Here is a 16,037-nt window from a genome sequence, read left to right as displayed (position 1 = left end):
GTTCACAGGGTTTAGAGCGCTCACATGACAGGAAAATAACAGTTCCGACAAAGCGTCTTCCAATTGGCGCCGCAGGCAGACTAGCGCTGATCTACCTGCGCCGCCAACCGGTATTTGGGCGCATCCTGAGGTGCATACCTACATCGAAGAAGCAAACAAACTATGCGGTCTTGGCCCTGCTCCGACAATAGCATGACGCATGGACGGGTACCGTTGCCCGAGCTGCGGCTTTGTCCAGTTGCAGTTTGATATGGCTGGCCTCGACGTCCTCACCGCGATGTTTGAGGCACTCATACAACCCTTGCAGGCTCCAGATGTTGCCGGGGTGCTGGCAGGCACGGGCGAGCGTGTTGTCCAGACCCAGATCAGCCCGGTATACGGCCTCGGCCTCGTCGAACCGGCCATCATCCATCAATAGGGCGCCCAACGCGTGCCGGGTCGGCTGCATCCATCCCCATGGCTCGTCATAGATCAGGTTGTCATCCAACTCGACCGAACGGCGCAAATGCGCCAGACCGCCGTCATGATCACCGGATTTGAAGGCGATTTCGCCATCCATCATCGCTTCGCCGATCATCAAGACATCCTCGGCGGTGTTGTTGAAAACCAGTCGGCTTTCGGGGACGGCTTTCCTCGCTTGAACTGCCAGTTCCCGCGCGCCGGAAGCATCATCCAAGCGTCCCAGATTGGCCAGAGCGATCGCGCGTGCCTGATGAATTGCGGCGGTGGTATAGCTGTAAAGCTCGGTATCATCTGGCAAAGGTTCATCCAGAATCTCCTGCCACATGCCAAAGCGGACCATGACGTGGATTTTCTTGCCATAGAAGGATTCAAACAGGTCCGGGAAGAATCGTATCACGTTTTCGGGCAGCAGTTGCATCAGCTCTTCCGACGCGGCGAGCGCCAGTTCGGGCTGACCCAGAAACATCGCTCCGTACGCTTCGAAATGCACGTTATGAACGCGATAGACGGTATAAAAATTCTCACCCCCGGCCATGGCTTCGTATTTTTTGTCAACCGCAGCAGCGCGATGATTGCGCCAGACCACATTCTGGTAATCGCCGCACAACACGTCAATATGTGTTGCCATATGGACCAGATGCCCGCTATCGGGCACCAAATCGACCAGCCGGTCCCCGTGCCGCAACGCCTTTTCAGGTGTGGGGGACATCTCCATCAGGTGGATATACATGTGCAGCAAGCCCGGGTGGTCCCACGCGCTGGGCAGGGTATCGAAGGCGCGTTCCAGAACTGTCCGCGCCTCGGTGGTCGAGGCCCCTTCGGCGGGCACACCTTTTTTGAGATCCCAAAGCAGCCAGGGCGTGCGATTCATCAAAGCCTCGGCAAACACGGTTGAGACTTCCAGATCGTCTGAGTGATTGGCATATGCCTTACGCATCGAATCGGCGAACGCGTCATTCCAGGGCGTGTAATCCTCGATCTCGGGGTCCGTCGGGAAGCGGTGCGAAATCGCTTCGATCAGAGCGGCCTCGACCGGGGCGGAGGTTTCGCGCAGGGCCATTGCTGCTTCGATAGCCCGGTGGGCTCTTTCGAGGGTAGCAATTCTCTCTTCCGGTTCGAAAAACTCCCATGGTTTATTGTAGTTCGGGCCAATTGCATAAGCGATGCCCCAATGAGCCATGCCGCAGTTCGGATCATGAGAGAGCGCCTCTTCGAAACAGGCCGCAGCAGCCTCGTGATTGTATCCGAACAGCCAGACGAGCCCCTGATCGAACAGTTTCTGGGCTGTGTTGGATGAGGTGGTAATGACACGGCAATACGTGCCGAGGTTAAATTCGGTCATCATTCTATCCCCCGCGTGATATCCACCCGAGCACTATTGTCGGTGCCAATCGGCGGATATCCGAACTATACCACATTTTCATGATCAGCGTTGTTGGCCTATCAATTGCCTTTGCTTACTGGATGCATGGAACTGAAACGCTGACCTTGGAGCGCACAGCGTGCATGAGGATCATGTTCATCTGCAGGCCGTCAATACCAACCCATACCTCACTAGCGCCTCCAGCAGAGCACATCTCCGTGTAAGAAGGGTCTCTTCGGGTGCACGCAATGAATCGGAGCAATTGTTCACTTCAAGGATACTCGTACCAGACTCGTCTGCTATGAAGGGGCAAGTCTTTGTCTAATACTAGGTGCGTGTTCGAGCTACAAAATGCGTTTTGTCGAAACATCCTCTTGACGTCAAAATTCGTATGAAATAGGTGGTGGCCTTGCTGAGCGGGCGTTGTGTAGTGGTAAGACCTTAGCCTTCCAAGCTAATGACGCGGGTTCGATTCCCGCCGCCCGCTCCAAAAAGACTTCCCCGACACATTGTCAGAAAAAACAGTTGATTTTTCTCATTAAGAATTTGTTTTTTAATGAAATTATGAAAATTTGGCGATTTCCATCCAAGCGCCTGATGGGGGTTCGATGCCCGACACGAGCTCCAGCTAGTCCCCCAGGTCAGTTGCGTCAAATGGCCCTTATTTGGTTGCAAATCTGTGCCTGCAGCTTGACCCCAACCGGCTCTGGCGCCAAGAAGCTGTGATTGACGCCTGATCAGGGCGACGGACCAAAGCACAAGGGCCAGACATGGCAAGAACAAGCTCCGCCAGTCCAGCGAACAAACCGGCTCCCGGCACTCAGCAAGAGAGGGCAGGTTCAAAGAAAATAGGCATTCTGGCGTCGCTCTGGCCGTTTATGAAGCCTTACCGGTTGCTGATGATCGGCGCAACTTTGGCACTGATCCTGACGGCCAGCATGACCCTGACACTGCCGTTGGCCGTGCGTCGGGTTGTCGACAATTTTCGTATTGAAGACGGCGATTTGCTGGATTGGTACTTCTTGGCCGCTCTTGTAATCGCGGGCATTCTTGCGATCGGAACCGGTATTCGATACGCGCTGGTCACCCGGCTGGGCGAACGCGTGGTCGCCGACATCAGAAAGGCCGTGTTCGGCCGCGTTATTGGCATGAGCCCGGAATTTTACGAACGGATCATGACGGGCGAGGTGCTCAGCCGCATAACCACAGACACGACATTGATACAGTCGGTCCTTGGGTCTTCGGTTTCTATCGCGCTGCGCAATCTGCTGATGTTCATCGGTGGACTTGTTCTGATGCTGCTGACATCGGCCAAACTGACCATGATGGTGCTGTTGCTGATCCCCGCAGTAATTGTACCCATTCTGGTCCTGGGGCGCAGGCTGCGAACCATCAGCCGAGAAAATCAGGATTGGATCGCAGCCTCATCTGGTAACGCGGGTGAGGCGCTGGGTGCGGTTCAGACCGTGCAGGCCTTTACCCACGAGCGGGCCAGCCGGACCCAATTTGGTGATATGACGGAAACTTCGTACGAAGTTTCTCTGCGCCGAATAAAGACCCGTGCGGTGCTGACAGTCATCGTGATCTTCCTTGTGTTTTCGGGCATTGTCGGTGTGTTGTGGATGGGCGCGAATGATGTGCGCAACGGGGTTATGACTGAAGGGGTGCTGATCCAGTTTGTGATCTACTCGATCATCATGGCAGGTTCGGTCGCAGCCCTGTCCGAAATCTGGAGCGAACTGCAGCGCGCTGCGGGAGCGACTGAGCGGCTGGTTGAATTGCTGAACGCAGAAGATACCGTGAACGACCCGAAACAGGCCAAATCACTGCCGGTTCCTTTGCGGGGCGAAATTCGTTTCGATGATGTGACGTTCCGCTATCCTGCACGACCTGATGTCGTGGCGTTGGATAACCTCTCGCTGCTGGTCAAACCGGGGGAAACAGTTGCGTTTGTTGGCCCCTCTGGCGCGGGCAAGACAACTGTGATCCAGATGATTCAGCGGTTCTATGATCCGGATCAGGGGCAGGTCAGTCTGGACAGTGTAGATTTGCGCGACCTGAGCCGTGGTGATTTCCGCCAACACATTGCTCTGGTCCCGCAGGACCCGGTGATTTTTGCTGCCTCGGCGCGCGAAAATATCCGCTTTGGCCGTTTGGATGCATCGGATGCCGAGGTTGAGTCCGCCGCCCGCGCAGCAGCAGCCCACGAGTTTATTTCAGCGCTGCCGGAAGGATATGACAGCTTTGTAGGTGAGCGCGGCGTGATGCTGTCCGGCGGACAGAAACAGCGCATTGCCATCGCGCGGGCCATCCTGCGCGATGCGCCGGTGCTGTTGCTGGACGAGGCGACCTCGGCACTGGATGCGGAAAGTGAACGTGCGGTGCAGGGTGCCGTCGACAAGATGCGGGCAGGGCGTACGACCTTGATCGTGGCGCATCGTCTGGCGACCGTGAAAAAGGCAGACCGGATTATCGTGCTCGAGGCGGGCAGCATTGTGGCGCAGGGAACACATGATGACTTGGTGGCGCAGGACGGTCTCTATGCCCGCCTGGCACGTCTGCAATTCACCGACGGGGTGGCGGCAGAATAAAGTGACGCTCCGGAAGATCCCGTTTCGCCGTAGCGTCATTCTACATTTTCTCGGACCTGACAGCTAAGCCGTTGCTTGCGCGTGGTGTGTTTTGCTTCCATCTTGGAGGCGGCGGACAAGCCCGTGCATGACACGGGAGAGAATAGGGGAGGAGCCACATGGCCTTTGTGGGAAGCGAAGACAAGGCACGTATCGAGCAGGAGATGCCGTGGAAAGAGCGGGATGTTCCCGCGACATTCCATCAGCTTTTGTCACGGACAGCGGGCAGGTTCCCGAACCACAAGGCGATCAGCTTTCAGTTGCTCTCGGGGCCCAGGGACAAGGCCGAGACGCTGACCTGGTCGGAACTTCTGGGCAAGGTCAATCAGGCAGCCAACCTGTTCCGATCGCTGGGGATCGGTGAAAAGGACGTGGTGGCCTATGTTTTGCCGAACTGTAACGAGACTCTGGTCACCATGATGGGCGGTGCAGTGGCGGGGATCGTGAACCCGATCAACCCGCTGCTGGAGCCCGAGCAGATTGCCGCAATCCTGCGCGAGACCAAGGCGAAGGTTGTGGTCACGCTGAAATCCTTTCCCAAAACGGATGTAGCGCAGAAGGTCGAAGAGGCTGTGCGCCATGCGCCAGGGGTCAACACGATCCTCGAGATCGACCTGAACCGCTATCTGACACCGCCCAAATCCTGGTTGGTGCCGTTCTTGCGCCCCAAGATGGGCGACAAGGAAAAACTGGCCCATGCGGACTACAAGAACTTCAACGCAGAGTTGAACAAGCACGCGAAAACGCTGAACTTCGAAGACAGCAGCGAGGATCGCGTTGCCTGTTATTTCCACACCGGCGGCACGACCGGTATGCCAAAAGTTGCGCAGCACAAGTATTCGGGCCTGATCTACAACGGTTGGTTGGGTCAGACGCTGCTGTTTGACGAAAACGATGTCATTATGTGCCCTCTTCCGATGTTCCACGTCTTTGCGGTGCATGTGATCGTGATGGCGGCCGTGTCGTCGGGAGCGCACGTAATCTTCCCAACACCTGCCGGGTATCGTGGAGACGGAGTGTTCGACAATTTCTGGAAGCTAATCGAACGCTGGAAAGTTTCGTTCATCATCACGGTTCCAACCGCGATTTCAGCTAAGATGCAGCGTCCGGTTGATGCAGACATATCAAGCGTGAAAACCGCCTTTTCTGGTTCGGCCCCGCTGCCAGTTGAGTTGTTCCGACGGTTCGAGGAAGCCACAGGAGTGACCATTGTTGAAGGTTATGGTTTGACCGAAGCGACCTGTTTGGTCTCGTGCAACCCCGTCGATGGAGAAAAGAAGATCGGCTCGATCGGAATTCCCTTCCCCTATACAGATGTCAAAATCCTGCAGGACGGACCGGATGGCCCCAGCGAATGCGCTGCTGAACAAGTGGGTGAAATCTGCATCTCGAACCCGGGTGTCTATGCGGGCAACACCTATACCGAGGCCGACAAGAACACGAACTTGTATCACTTTGACAAATATCTGCGTACAGGCGATTTGGGCCGGTTCGACGAAGATGGCTATCTGTGGATCACTGGTCGCGCCAAGGACCTGATCATTCGCGGCGGCCACAATATAGATCCCGCCGAAATCGAAGAGGCGCTGCTTGGCCACGAGGCTGTTGCATTTGCCGGTGCGATCGGACAGCCGGACGCCCATGCGGGTGAGTTGCCTTGTGCCTTTGTTGAACTGGTCGACGGGGCCTCGGTCACGGAAAAAGAGCTGATGGACTATTGCAAGGTTCACGTTCATGAACGCGCAGCGCAGCCCAAGCATATGACTATTCTGGGCGAACTGCCAAAAACCGCCGTCGGCAAGGTGTTCAAACCTGATCTGCGCAAACATGCGATCACGCGTATTTACAATGGCGCGCTGGAAGCTGCGGGTGTGGCCGCGCGGGTCGTTTCGGTGATTGACGACAAGAAACGCGGGCTTGTCGCGCAGCTTGACGCGAAGGGCTCCTCCGAGGACGATGTAGCCAAGGTGCTGGGCGCGTTTACCCGGCCATGGGAGTGGTCTGAATAATCCGGAGGAACAATGGACTATGAGCGTCTGATCGACGAAGAAACCTGGGATTTCATCCGGCGTACAGCCGAAAGCTATCCCGATGATACGGTCGAGATGTCCATTGCTGACCAGCGACGGGTATATGACACAATGTGTAAGGAGTTTCGCCAACCCCGCCCGCAAGGTATCGAGGTGCAAGACAGGCCTGCCGATGGCGTGCCTGTTCGCGTGTACACTGCCGGCGACCCCACCCGGAATGTGATTTACTTTCACGGCGGCGGTTTTGTGGTTGGTGGACTGGACAGTCATGATGATGTCTGTGCGGAACTCTGCGCGCAAACGGGCTATCGGATCATTTCCGTAGACTATCGGTTATGTCCTGAGCACGTGCACCCGGCGCAGTTTCAGGATAGCTGGGCCGTGACGCGCTGGGTGAACCGCGAATATGGCGATCCCATTGTGCTTGTCGGTGACAGCGCGGGTGGCAACCTGGCCGCAGCCATTGCGCATCACAGCCGAGGTCGCCTGGAGAACGTTCTGGGGCAGGTTCTCATCTATCCCGGTTTAGGGGGCGATACCTCAGCAGGATCGTATGTCGAGCACGCCAATGCCCCGCTGCTGACATTGGACGATATCCGGTTCTATGAGGCAGTTCGTTGTAAAGGCTCTGCGCCCCACAACGACCCGACATACGCCCCATTGCAGGACGACGATTTCTCAGGGCTTCCGCCGACCGTTGTCGTGACCGCTGATTGTGATCCGCTGCGCGATGATGGATCGGCCTATTGCGACCGGATCATCGCCGCAGGAGGTCAGGCGCATTGCATCAACGAGGCCGGTTTGGTCCATGGATATTTGCGCGCCCGAACATCCGTCAAGCGCGCTGCGGACAGTTTTGAACGCATTTCCGTGGCCGTCGAGGCGCTAGGGCAGGGGATTTGGTCATACGATTGAACCGCCTCAGATCAGGAACGGTTTGGCTTTCATAGTATCCGCAGCTGGCGCTCCCATGCGCTGAAGGATAGTCGGCGCAAGCTGAAGCTGGTCGATCACTGTATCGGGATCGGGTCCCTCGGCATCGCCAAAATAATAGAGGGCAGTTTCCTGCTGCAACTGGCCGCGCCCACCGTGGTGACCGCGTTCGTCCTGACCGTGATCGGCCGTCACGATGACGTCATAACCAAGCTGCCGCCAGCGAGGGATGAACGGGGCCAGCATTTCGTCCATGATAAAACAGGCATGGTCCATCTCTTCACAATCGTGGAAGAACCGATGCCCCATGCTGTCCAGCGTACAGGTGTGCAAAATGCCATAATCCAGCCCAAACCGCAGACACAGGTTGGTGAGCGAGGCAAACAGATCGACATCCGAGGGAGTCATCTGGTTGGCTTTGCCGTATCCCGTCATCGAGTGAAACCGGCCATGGCTAATAGTTTCGCTATCGGGCTCGTCATACTCCACGTCGCGAACGTAGTCGAATGGGTGACGATTGAAGAACTGCGACCAGAAGCTGTGGGTGACAGCTCCGGTCACACCACCTGCCTCACGCACCTGGCTGAAGACGTCCTTGTGGGCTAGTCGGAACACGTTGCCATTACCGGTGCAGCCATGCTCTTGCGGTGTGACACCGGTATGGATCGAAGCGTAGCAACTGGCTGATGTCGAAGGTAGGACAGAGCGCAGTTTCCAGACCCGCGCATCACCGCTGTCAACCCATCCTTCCAGATTGCCAAACAGACGGCGGAAATTGCGCCAAGGTACGCCGTCCAAAATAATCAAAAGCAGTTTGCGGTCCATGTTCTGGCCCCTGTTAGTGAGTTTTCTTTCGGGCGAACTTATGAGATTCGTTCATTCAGGGCTGCACGATTGCGCCTCAAATAGCAAAATCCCGACGTCTAATTTTGGGCAAACGCCGGGATTTTGAATTGTCTTCCAGTTTTCACAAAAAGGCCGGGATTAGTTCCCCGCACTTTCCATCTTGCGGTGGGCGACAACCTCTTCCAGCCAACCAAGATGCATCTCGGGAACTGAGCTAAGCAGCAGGTCGGTGTAGTCGTCGAAGGGTGGGCTCAATACCTGTGATTTGGGGCCATAGCGCACCACGCGACCCTGATACATAACGGCAATACTGTCACTGATTGCCCGTACTGTCGCCAGATCGTGGGTGATGAACAGATAAGCCACATCCTCGATCTTCTGTAGGTCGAGCAACAGCTTTAGAATGCCATCGGCGACCAGCGGGTCGAGGGCCGAAGTGACTTCATCACAGATGATCATCTTCGGCTTTGCCGCCAGAGATCTTGCGATGCAGACGCGCTGTTTCTGGCCGCCGGACAGTTCCGCCGGGTAGCGATCCATGTACTTTTCACCCAGCTCGATCTCATCCAGCAATTCGACGATCCGTTTGCGCTTTTCCGAACCACGTAAGTTGAAATAGAACTCCAACGGACGCCCGATGATCGTCCCGACGGTTTGACGCGGATTCATGGCAACGTCAGCCATCTGATAGATCATCTGCAATTCGCGTAAGTCTTCACGCGAACGGCCCTTCAGATCAGAACTGAGCTTGCGTCCTGCAAAGGTGATCTCGCCATCGCGAGGCGGCAGCAAACCGGTGATTACCCGCGCAAGCGTTGATTTTCCCGAACCGGATTCGCCCACTACAGCCAGTGTCTGCCCCGGATGAAGCTCGACATTGACGTTGTGTAGAACGTCGAAGTTCAAGCCTTTGTAGCGCGCGGTGATCCCATCAACGCTTAGCACAGGATCAGGCGATGGCTGTTTCTCTTCATGCTCAATCGAGCGCACCGAAACCAGCGCCTGCGTGTATTCTTCTTGCGGGTTGTTGATGATCTGATCGGTATTGCCGTACTCAACGGTATTGCCCATACGCAGAACCATGATGTCGTCGCTGACCTGAGCGACAACGGCAAGATCATGAGTAATGTAAAGCGCGGCAACGCCGGTCGCGGCAATAGCCTCTTTGATGGCCATCAGAACGTCAATTTGAGTCGTCACATCAAGCGCTGTCGTGGGTTCGTCAAACACGACCAGATCAGGTTCAGGACATAGCGCAAGCGCCGTCATACAGCGTTGCAACTGACCGCCCGACACCTGATGCGGATACCGATCGCCGATGTTGTCCGGATCTGGCAGGCCCAGCTTGGCAAACAATTCGCGCGCGCGGGCTTCGGCCTCTTTACGCGAAAATTTCTTATGCTCTACTGCGGCTTCAACCACCTGATCCATGATCTTCTTGGCCGGATTGAAGGACGCCGCGGCGGATTGCGAGACATACGTCACCTCACCGCCGCGCAGATTGCGGACATCGCCCACAGACGACTTCATGATATCGCGCCCGTTGACCCAAACTTCGCCGCCGGTGATTTCAACGCCACCCCGGCCATAGGCCATCGAGGCCAGGCCAATTGTGGATTTCCCGGCACCGGATTCGCCGATCAAGCCCAGCACCTTACCGGGCGCGAGGTCAAAGCTGACCCCGTGCACGATTTCGATGTCATGGGGTTTCTCACCCGGCGGGTAGACGGTCGCGCCGATTTTGAGGTCGCGGACCTTGAGAAGGGTATCACTCATCCCCGGCCTCCTTTCAGCGATGTGGTACGGTTCAGAACCCAGTCAGCGACAAGGTTGACCGAGATTGCCAGCGTCGCGATGGCCACAGCGGGGTAAAGTGCCGCGCCAATGCCATAAACGATGCCGTCTTTGTTCTCTTTCACGATGCCGCCCCAATCCGCCAGCGGCGGTTGAACGCCAAGCCCAAGGAAGGACAGGGTAGAAATGAACAGAACCATGAAGATGAACCGCAATCCGAATTCGGCCACCAGAGGTGACAGCGCATTTGGCAGGATTTCCCGGAAGATGATCCAGGCACGCCCCTCGCCACGCAGTTTGGCGGCTTCAACATAGTCCATTACGTTGATGTCCACCGCAACGGATCGTGACAGTCGATAGGGACGCGTGGCATCCAGCAAGCCCATCACAAGGATTAGGATCGGGACGGTCACCGGAACGATTGCCAGAATGACCAGCGCAAGGATCAGCGTTGGAATCGACATGATCAGGTCAACCGTCCGGCTGAGCGCCTGATCGGCCCATCCGCCCAGAACCGCCGCCAGCAAGCCCAGCGACGTACCGGTCAGAAAGCTGAGCAGAGTTGCGGCCGCTGCGATGAAGATCGTTGTACGCCCACCATAGATCATGCGGGTCAGCAGGTCCCGACCGATATTGTCGGTCCCGAGCAGATGCTTAGAGCTGGCGGGCTCCCAGACATCGCCAACCACTTCTGCCATTCCATAGGGCGCAATCAAAGGGGCAGCGATCGCCACAAAGAAATATGCGCCGGTGAACACAAGGCCAATCAGTGCCGAAAGAGGAATATTCTTTGTCATTTCGGATGCCTCAGTCTTGGATTGGCAAGGATCGACACGATATCCGCGACCATGTTCAGGCCGATATAAACGGCTGCAAACACAACGCCGCAGGCCAGAACGACAGGCACGTCACGCTTGGTCACAGCGTCCACAAGGTATTGCCCCATGCCGGGATAGACGAACACAACCTCGACCACGACAACACCCACTACCAGATAGGCGAGATTCAGCATCACGACGTTCACGATCGGAGAAATGGCATTGGGAAAGGCGTGCCGCGCAATGACCTGAAACGTGCTCAGGCCCTTCAGCTCGGCCGTTTCGATATAGGCCGATTGCATGAGGTTTAGAATTGCTGCGCGTGTCATCCGCATCATCTGCGCCAGTACCACCAACGTCAGCACAAAGGCCGGCAGAGCTATCGCATACAGCTTTTGCCCAAAGGACATGGAATCGTTGATCATCGCCAGCGAGGAAAACCATCCCAGTTTGACCGAGACGTAGTAGATCACCACATAACCGATCAGAAATTCCGGGATTGAAACCGTAGTCAGCGTGATGCCGGAAATCAGTTTATCCGGCCAGCGGTTGCGGTACCGGACGGCAAGAAGCCCCAGAAAGATCGCAAGTGGAACGGACACGATAGCAGCCACACAAGCCAGAAACAGCGTGTTTCCAAGGCGTTTCCCAATGCTCTCGGCAATATCAAGCTTGTTGGTCAGGGATTGGCCCAGATCACCTTGAACGATACCCCCTAACCATTCGAAGTAGCGGGTCATGGCGGGGCGGTTCAGACCCATTTCTTCGCGGAGGTTAGCCAAGGCCTCGGGGGTGGCGGACTGCCCCAGGACGGCTTGCGCGGCGTCTCCGGGAAGGGCTTCGGTCAGGCCAAAGATCAAGGCCGAAGCGCCGAACAGCAATAGGAATCCCAGCGCGAGGCGCTGGGAAACCAGTTTGATGATAGGATGCATTATCCGTAGCCCGTTTTAAACGAACCACATTTTGCGGGAAATGTTGCCGTTCATCATCTCTTGTGTCGGATCAGATTCCCAACCATCCAGCTGGTTGCTGATACCCTCGACAAAGTCGTTGAACATCGGGCAGATCAGGCCTCCTTCGTCGCGGACCATCCGGCCCATCTGACTGTAGATGCCCTTGCGTTTTTCGGTGTCCAGTTCCGCCTTTGCCGCGAACAACATGTCATCGAACGCCTGAACCTTGAACCGAGTATCGTTCCAGTCGGCGGTCGACAGATACGCGGTCGAGTACATCTGATCCTGTACAGGTCGGCCACCCCAGTACGACGCACAGAACGGCTGAACATTCCAGACTTCGGACCAGTACCCATCGTTCGGTTCACGCTTAATTTCCAGCGGGATACCAGCCTGCGCAGCGGTCTGCTGAAACAGTGCTGCGGCGTCTACGGCACCTGGGAAGGCGCCATCGGCTACACGCAAGATAATCGGCGAACCATCATGGCCGGACTTCTTGTAGTGCTCAGCGGCTTTTTCGATGCTGAATTCGCGTTGTTCGATGGTTTCGTCAAACAGTGGATAGGCCGAGTTGATCGGCATGTCATTCCCGATCGAGCCATAGCCCCGCAGCACCTTGTCTACCAGATCTGCGCGGTTGATTGCGTATTTCAACGCTGTGCGCAGTTCGTTGTTGTCAAACGGTGCCGTGTCGCAATGCATGATAAAGACGTAGTGACCACGGCCGGCGGTCGAGTTCACGGTCAGATTTGGTGCGCGCCCAAGCAGATCGGCAACTTTGGGTTCCACACGGTTGACTGCGTGCACCTGACCGGATTGCAGCGCCGCGGTACGCGCCGTTGCGTCATTGATAACAACGACTTCAACACTGTCAAAGTTGCCAAAATCACTATTCCAGTGGTTTTCGTTCTTTGTGAACAAGTGGCGGACGCCCGGTTCGTCAACTTCCAATTTGTACGGTCCGGTCCCGATACCGGCTGCAGGGTTGTCCATACCACCGTCTGGCTGAATGATCAGGTGATAATCGGCCATCAGATACGGCAGGTCGGCATTTGGCTCATTCAGAGTGACCTGGAAATTGTCGCCATCGGCCTTCATAGACTCGATGCCTTTCATGATGCCAAGGGCACCGGACTTTGAGTCTTCGTTCGAATGACGTTCCATGGTCTTCAGCACATCTTCGCTGGTCATGGTCTTGCCGTTGTGGAATTCGACCCCGTTGCGAAGCTTGAAGGTCCAGACCTTGGCATCTGCGCTGCCTTCAACGCTTTCTGCCAGACGTGGCTCGATCGTGCCGTCTGGCGCGACCTCGACGAGTTGGTCGCCGAACTGTTTGCCATTCTGAAACGGGACCGAGCTTGCATAGGTTGCCGGGTCCAGCGAGTTTGTGGATTCACCACCTTGCAGGCCGAATTTCAGATCGCCGCCTTTTTTCGGCCCCGCTGCGCGCGCTGCATTCGCAAACATGGTGCTGGCCATGGCCGCAGAGACACCCAAAGCAGCTGCTTTACCCATGAATTCACGGCGGGTCAGTTTTCCGGCTGTGACCTGCTTCGACATGTGAGTGAGTTGTTCGTTCATCCATAGATCTCCCAGTTGGTTGGATGTTCAGCCCGTTTGCGGACTTTTTATTGACGCATGAGTCAACTTAGGGGTATTTCAGGGCGGCGGGCAAGTGAAAATCTCTTGATAAAAGAAGGGAAACCCACCTTTGGCCGCATGGCAAGGCTTCTTTGTGGTCCTTGGAATACTCAAAACCTCATTTTAATAGCTACTTACTCTGGCGCGAGCGAAAATTCTGTCTGGTGTCAGATCACCTTTCGCCCGAACTTAGAGTACATATGCCAAACGCTCGATTTTGCGCTTTGTTGATTCTATCAGCACAGCGCGTATGCCGAAATGACAGTCAGCTGCGTATCGCAATCATGAGGTCCATCACATTAGTGCCTGTAGGCCCCGTGACCAGCAGAGCGCCTGCCTTGTCGAGGAAACTGCCGCTATCAGCGCGATCCAGATAATCCTGAGCATCTTCTCCCCATGTTTCGCCAGTAATGATTGCGCCCGCCGCATCCGTTGACCCGTCCGTGCCATCGGTACCGCCAACGATCACGGTCAAATCCGGCTGCCCGGCAATCTCGCGCGCCAGAGCAAGCGCCAGAGCCTGATTGCGCCCGCCGCGCCCCGGTCTCTGGGGAAGAACGACGGTCGGTTCTCCTCCAAAAACCATGACCCCTGTCGGCATGGAGCGTAGCCGATCTCCTATTCGGGCCGCGACCGAGAGGAAGTCATCGTGCATCGTTTCTTCGTTCGCAAGGATGGTGAGTCCAGCCTGACTGGCTGCCAATGCCGCAGCGTCACGGGCATGGGCGTTCGATGCGATGATCGAGGTCCGGGTCGTAAAACCCGGTGAGACGGGCAGCGATCCGATGCCAGAGCCGATCACGCCCAGATCATCCCCGGGTACATCCGAAATCGCCAGAACGGTCACGCTCTTTCCCGGGAAGAACGACAACAGACCACCTCCCTTGATCCGCGACAGCTTGCGCCGTTCCGCATTCATAGCGGCGATATCCAACCCTTCACCAAGCAAGCGCTGGTTGAGGGCTGCAAGATCACCCAAAGTGTTTCCGGGTTCCAGATCCTCGGCCAGCGACGACGCGCCGCCCGAAACCAGCAGCAACAATTTGCTTTCGCGTTTCATGCTCTCGATCGTTTCGCGCACAGCACGCCCTCCTGCGAGACTGCGGGCATCGGGAACAGGGTGCGAGGCCTCGAGAACAACAACATGTGCCGGCAGGTTATGGCCGTGGCCATCTTTGGTAACGACCAGAGAGGGCACGGTTTCGAAACGCTCGGCTGCCGCACGGGCCATGGCACCTGCGGCCTTGCCCACGGCCAGAACCTGGTCTGGCCGTTCAATCGTTTGGATAGCCTCATGTGTCGCGTGATAACCATCAACCGCGGCAACCCCCGCGCGCCAGATATCCTGAACCAGTTGAGACCTCTGCATCAGCTTTCCATCCAAATTGTGACGGGTCCGTCATTGACCAGTTCTACTGCCATGTCTGCCCCAAAGGCACCAGTTTCGACCGGAATGCCCTGAGCCGCAAGTTTGTGCGCGAATGCCTCGTAGAGCTTCCGGCCTTCTGCCGCCGGGGCTGCGCCGGAAAACCCGGGCCGGTTTCCGCGTGACGTGTCGGCTGCGAGGGTGAACTGACTCACCACCAGTGCCGAGCCTCCGATATCTAATATCGAGCGGTTCATTTTTCCGGCGTCATCCTTGAAGATACGAAGCTTTGCGATCTTTTCCGCCAGTTGCGAGACCTGGGCTTCTCCGTCACCATGCATCGCACAGATCAGAATCATCAACCCTGGGCCGGATTGTCCGATCACGATGCCATCGACTGTAACCGAGGCATTGGAAATTCTTTGAAGCAACGCTCGCATATGCAGGTCCCGTTCCGCTTTGTAGGTGTGTTTATCGGCTTATTCGCGCCAGTCCAGAACATCCTCCAGTGCGGCGCGCTCTGTCCGGAAAGCGTTGGCCGGATGATCCTCGTCTGTATATCCGAACGATATTGCACACAGGATCAAACGATCATCTGAAATCTCGAAATACCGATGAAGAAACGGGCCGTAAGCCGCGACCGCTGCCTGTGGGATACAGGCCACGCCCAGAGCTTGTGCCGCCAACGCAAATGCGGTCACGAACCCTCCGCAATCCATCGCCCCGTAAGGGCCCAGCTCAGCGGGGCATGACAGTATGGCGCAATGTGGTGCTCCGAACAGAGCATAATTCTCCATCATCTGCCGCGCCGAGGCAGCGCGGTCGCCTTTTTCGATGCCGACCGCATTATTTAGTGCCCAGCCGCAGGCGCGGCGGCGATCCTGATAAACCCCCGAATACCCGGATGGAAATGGCAGGTCGGGGGCAGGGGCGGCATGTGCGGCCTCGTGCTGCAACGCCTTTCGAAACCGGTCTGTTTCAGCTCCGCAGGTTACCACAACTTTCCAGGGCTGCGCATTGCACCAGCTTGGAACCCGCATTGCGTTGGCTATGATTTGTTCAATTTGCGGACGGGGAATACGGTCCGATCGGAACGCGCGGCACGAATGTCGTCCGGTCAACAGAGCGTTCAAAGCGTCAAGGTGCAAATCGCATCTCCCTCCATTCACGCTGCGCAGGATGGGTCCGGGGGCGGCTATAT

12 protein-coding genes and 1 tRNA gene are annotated in these 16,037 nt (G+C 56.5%); 4 read left to right on the top strand and 9 right to left on the bottom strand.

The window, feature by feature from the left end; genetic code table 11:
* Positions 1-160: 160 nt before the first annotated feature.
* A complete protein-coding gene (locus BLU89_RS07330) occupies positions 161-1,804 on the bottom strand; it encodes a tetratricopeptide repeat protein (protein ID WP_074736472.1) in 1,644 nt (547 codons plus the stop codon).
* A 437-nt stretch (positions 1,805-2,241) separates the two neighbouring features.
* Here BLU89_RS07330 and BLU89_RS07325 point away from each other — a divergent pair.
* The 4 genes from BLU89_RS07325 (at position 2,242) to BLU89_RS07310 (ending at position 7,400) form a co-directional block, all read left to right on the top strand.
* A tRNA-Gly gene (locus tag BLU89_RS07325) sits at positions 2,242-2,315 on the top strand.
* Between the two features lie 280 nt (positions 2,316-2,595).
* Complete coding sequence (locus tag BLU89_RS07320; RefSeq protein ID WP_074735646.1) at positions 2,596-4,416, top strand: ABC transporter transmembrane domain-containing protein; 1,821 nt, start codon at positions 2,596-2,598, stop codon at positions 4,414-4,416.
* Positions 4,417-4,574: 158 nt separating this feature from the next.
* Complete coding sequence (locus BLU89_RS07315) at positions 4,575-6,464, top strand: acyl-CoA synthetase (protein WP_074735644.1); 1,890 nt, start codon at positions 4,575-4,577, stop codon at positions 6,462-6,464.
* A 12-nt stretch (positions 6,465-6,476) separates the two neighbouring features.
* Complete coding sequence (locus tag BLU89_RS07310) at positions 6,477-7,400, top strand: alpha/beta hydrolase (RefSeq protein ID WP_074735640.1); 924 nt, start codon at positions 6,477-6,479, stop codon at positions 7,398-7,400.
* A gap of 6 nt (positions 7,401-7,406) precedes the next feature.
* Here BLU89_RS07310 and BLU89_RS07305 read toward each other — a convergent pair whose 3' ends face one another.
* The 8 genes from BLU89_RS07305 to BLU89_RS07270 form a co-directional block, all read right to left on the bottom strand.
* The gene (locus BLU89_RS07305) at positions 7,407-8,243 is read right to left on the bottom strand and encodes an alkaline phosphatase family protein (protein ID WP_074735638.1); all 837 of its coding nucleotides are present in this window, start codon (positions 8,241-8,243) and stop codon (positions 7,407-7,409) included.
* A 159-nt stretch (positions 8,244-8,402) separates the two neighbouring features.
* Positions 8,403-10,040 (bottom strand): ABC transporter ATP-binding protein, encoded by a 1,638-nt coding sequence (locus tag BLU89_RS07300; RefSeq protein ID WP_074735636.1) that lies wholly within the window; start codon positions 10,038-10,040, stop codon positions 8,403-8,405.
* Positions 10,037-10,855, bottom strand: a complete 819-nt coding sequence (locus BLU89_RS07295; protein ID WP_074735634.1) for an ABC transporter permease — start codon at positions 10,853-10,855, stop codon at positions 10,037-10,039. Before BLU89_RS07295 ends, BLU89_RS07300 begins: the two co-directional genes overlap by 4 nt.
* Positions 10,852-11,808 carry an ABC transporter permease gene (locus BLU89_RS07290; RefSeq protein ID WP_074735632.1) on the bottom strand — a complete coding sequence of 319 codons (957 nt, stop codon included), beginning with the start codon at positions 11,806-11,808 and terminating at the stop codon, positions 10,852-10,854. Before BLU89_RS07290 ends, BLU89_RS07295 begins: the two co-directional genes overlap by 4 nt.
* Positions 11,809-11,823: 15 nt before the next feature.
* Positions 11,824-13,410 (bottom strand): ABC transporter substrate-binding protein, encoded by a 1,587-nt coding sequence (locus BLU89_RS07285; protein WP_074735630.1) that lies wholly within the window; start codon positions 13,408-13,410, stop codon positions 11,824-11,826.
* A 325-nt stretch (positions 13,411-13,735) separates the two neighbouring features.
* Positions 13,736-14,839, bottom strand: coding sequence for a glycerate kinase type-2 family protein (locus tag BLU89_RS07280; protein WP_074735628.1), 1,104 nt, complete (start codon positions 14,837-14,839; stop codon positions 13,736-13,738).
* Positions 14,839-15,276 (bottom strand): D-aminoacyl-tRNA deacylase, encoded by a 438-nt coding sequence (gene dtd, locus BLU89_RS07275; protein WP_074735626.1) that lies wholly within the window; start codon positions 15,274-15,276, stop codon positions 14,839-14,841. The genes BLU89_RS07280 and dtd overlap by 1 nt, the downstream gene beginning before the upstream one ends.
* A gap of 39 nt (positions 15,277-15,315) precedes the next feature.
* Positions 15,316-15,984 carry a nitroreductase gene (locus BLU89_RS07270; protein ID WP_074735624.1) on the bottom strand — a complete coding sequence of 223 codons (669 nt, stop codon included), beginning with the start codon at positions 15,982-15,984 and terminating at the stop codon, positions 15,316-15,318.
* Between the last annotated feature and the right edge of the window lie 53 nt (positions 15,985-16,037).

The sequence above is a fragment of the Ruegeria halocynthiae genome (genome assembly GCF_900106805.1).
GTDB lineage: Bacteria > Pseudomonadota > Alphaproteobacteria > Rhodobacterales > Rhodobacteraceae > Ruegeria > Ruegeria halocynthiae.
Note: the sequence above shows the minus strand (reverse complement) of the source record. Positions and strands in the feature narration are given on the sequence as shown.

Excerpts from the sequence above, each read along its gene's own strand:
- BLU89_RS07330 (WP_074736472.1), bottom strand. The coding sequence starts at position 1,804 with ATGACCGAATTTAACCTCGGCACGTATTGCCGTGTCATTACCACCTCA.
- BLU89_RS07320 (WP_074735646.1), top strand. The coding sequence starts at position 2,596 with ATGGCAAGAACAAGCTCCGCCAGTCCAGCGAACAAACCGGCTCCCGGC.
- BLU89_RS07315 (WP_074735644.1), top strand. The coding sequence starts at position 4,575 with ATGGCCTTTGTGGGAAGCGAAGACAAGGCACGTATCGAGCAGGAGATG.
- BLU89_RS07310 (WP_074735640.1), top strand. The coding sequence starts at position 6,477 with ATGGACTATGAGCGTCTGATCGACGAAGAAACCTGGGATTTCATCCGG.
- BLU89_RS07305 (WP_074735638.1), bottom strand. The coding sequence starts at position 8,243 with ATGGACCGCAAACTGCTTTTGATTATTTTGGACGGCGTACCTTGGCGC.
- BLU89_RS07300 (WP_074735636.1), bottom strand. The coding sequence starts at position 10,040 with ATGAGTGATACCCTTCTCAAGGTCCGCGACCTCAAAATCGGCGCGACC.
- BLU89_RS07295 (WP_074735634.1), bottom strand. The coding sequence starts at position 10,855 with ATGACAAAGAATATTCCTCTTTCGGCACTGATTGGCCTTGTGTTCACC.
- BLU89_RS07290 (WP_074735632.1), bottom strand. The coding sequence starts at position 11,808 with ATGCATCCTATCATCAAACTGGTTTCCCAGCGCCTCGCGCTGGGATTC.
- BLU89_RS07285 (WP_074735630.1), bottom strand. The coding sequence starts at position 13,410 with ATGAACGAACAACTCACTCACATGTCGAAGCAGGTCACAGCCGGAAAA.
- BLU89_RS07280 (WP_074735628.1), bottom strand. The coding sequence starts at position 14,839 with ATGCAGAGGTCTCAACTGGTTCAGGATATCTGGCGCGCGGGGGTTGCC.
- dtd (WP_074735626.1), bottom strand. The coding sequence starts at position 15,276 with ATGCGAGCGTTGCTTCAAAGAATTTCCAATGCCTCGGTTACAGTCGAT.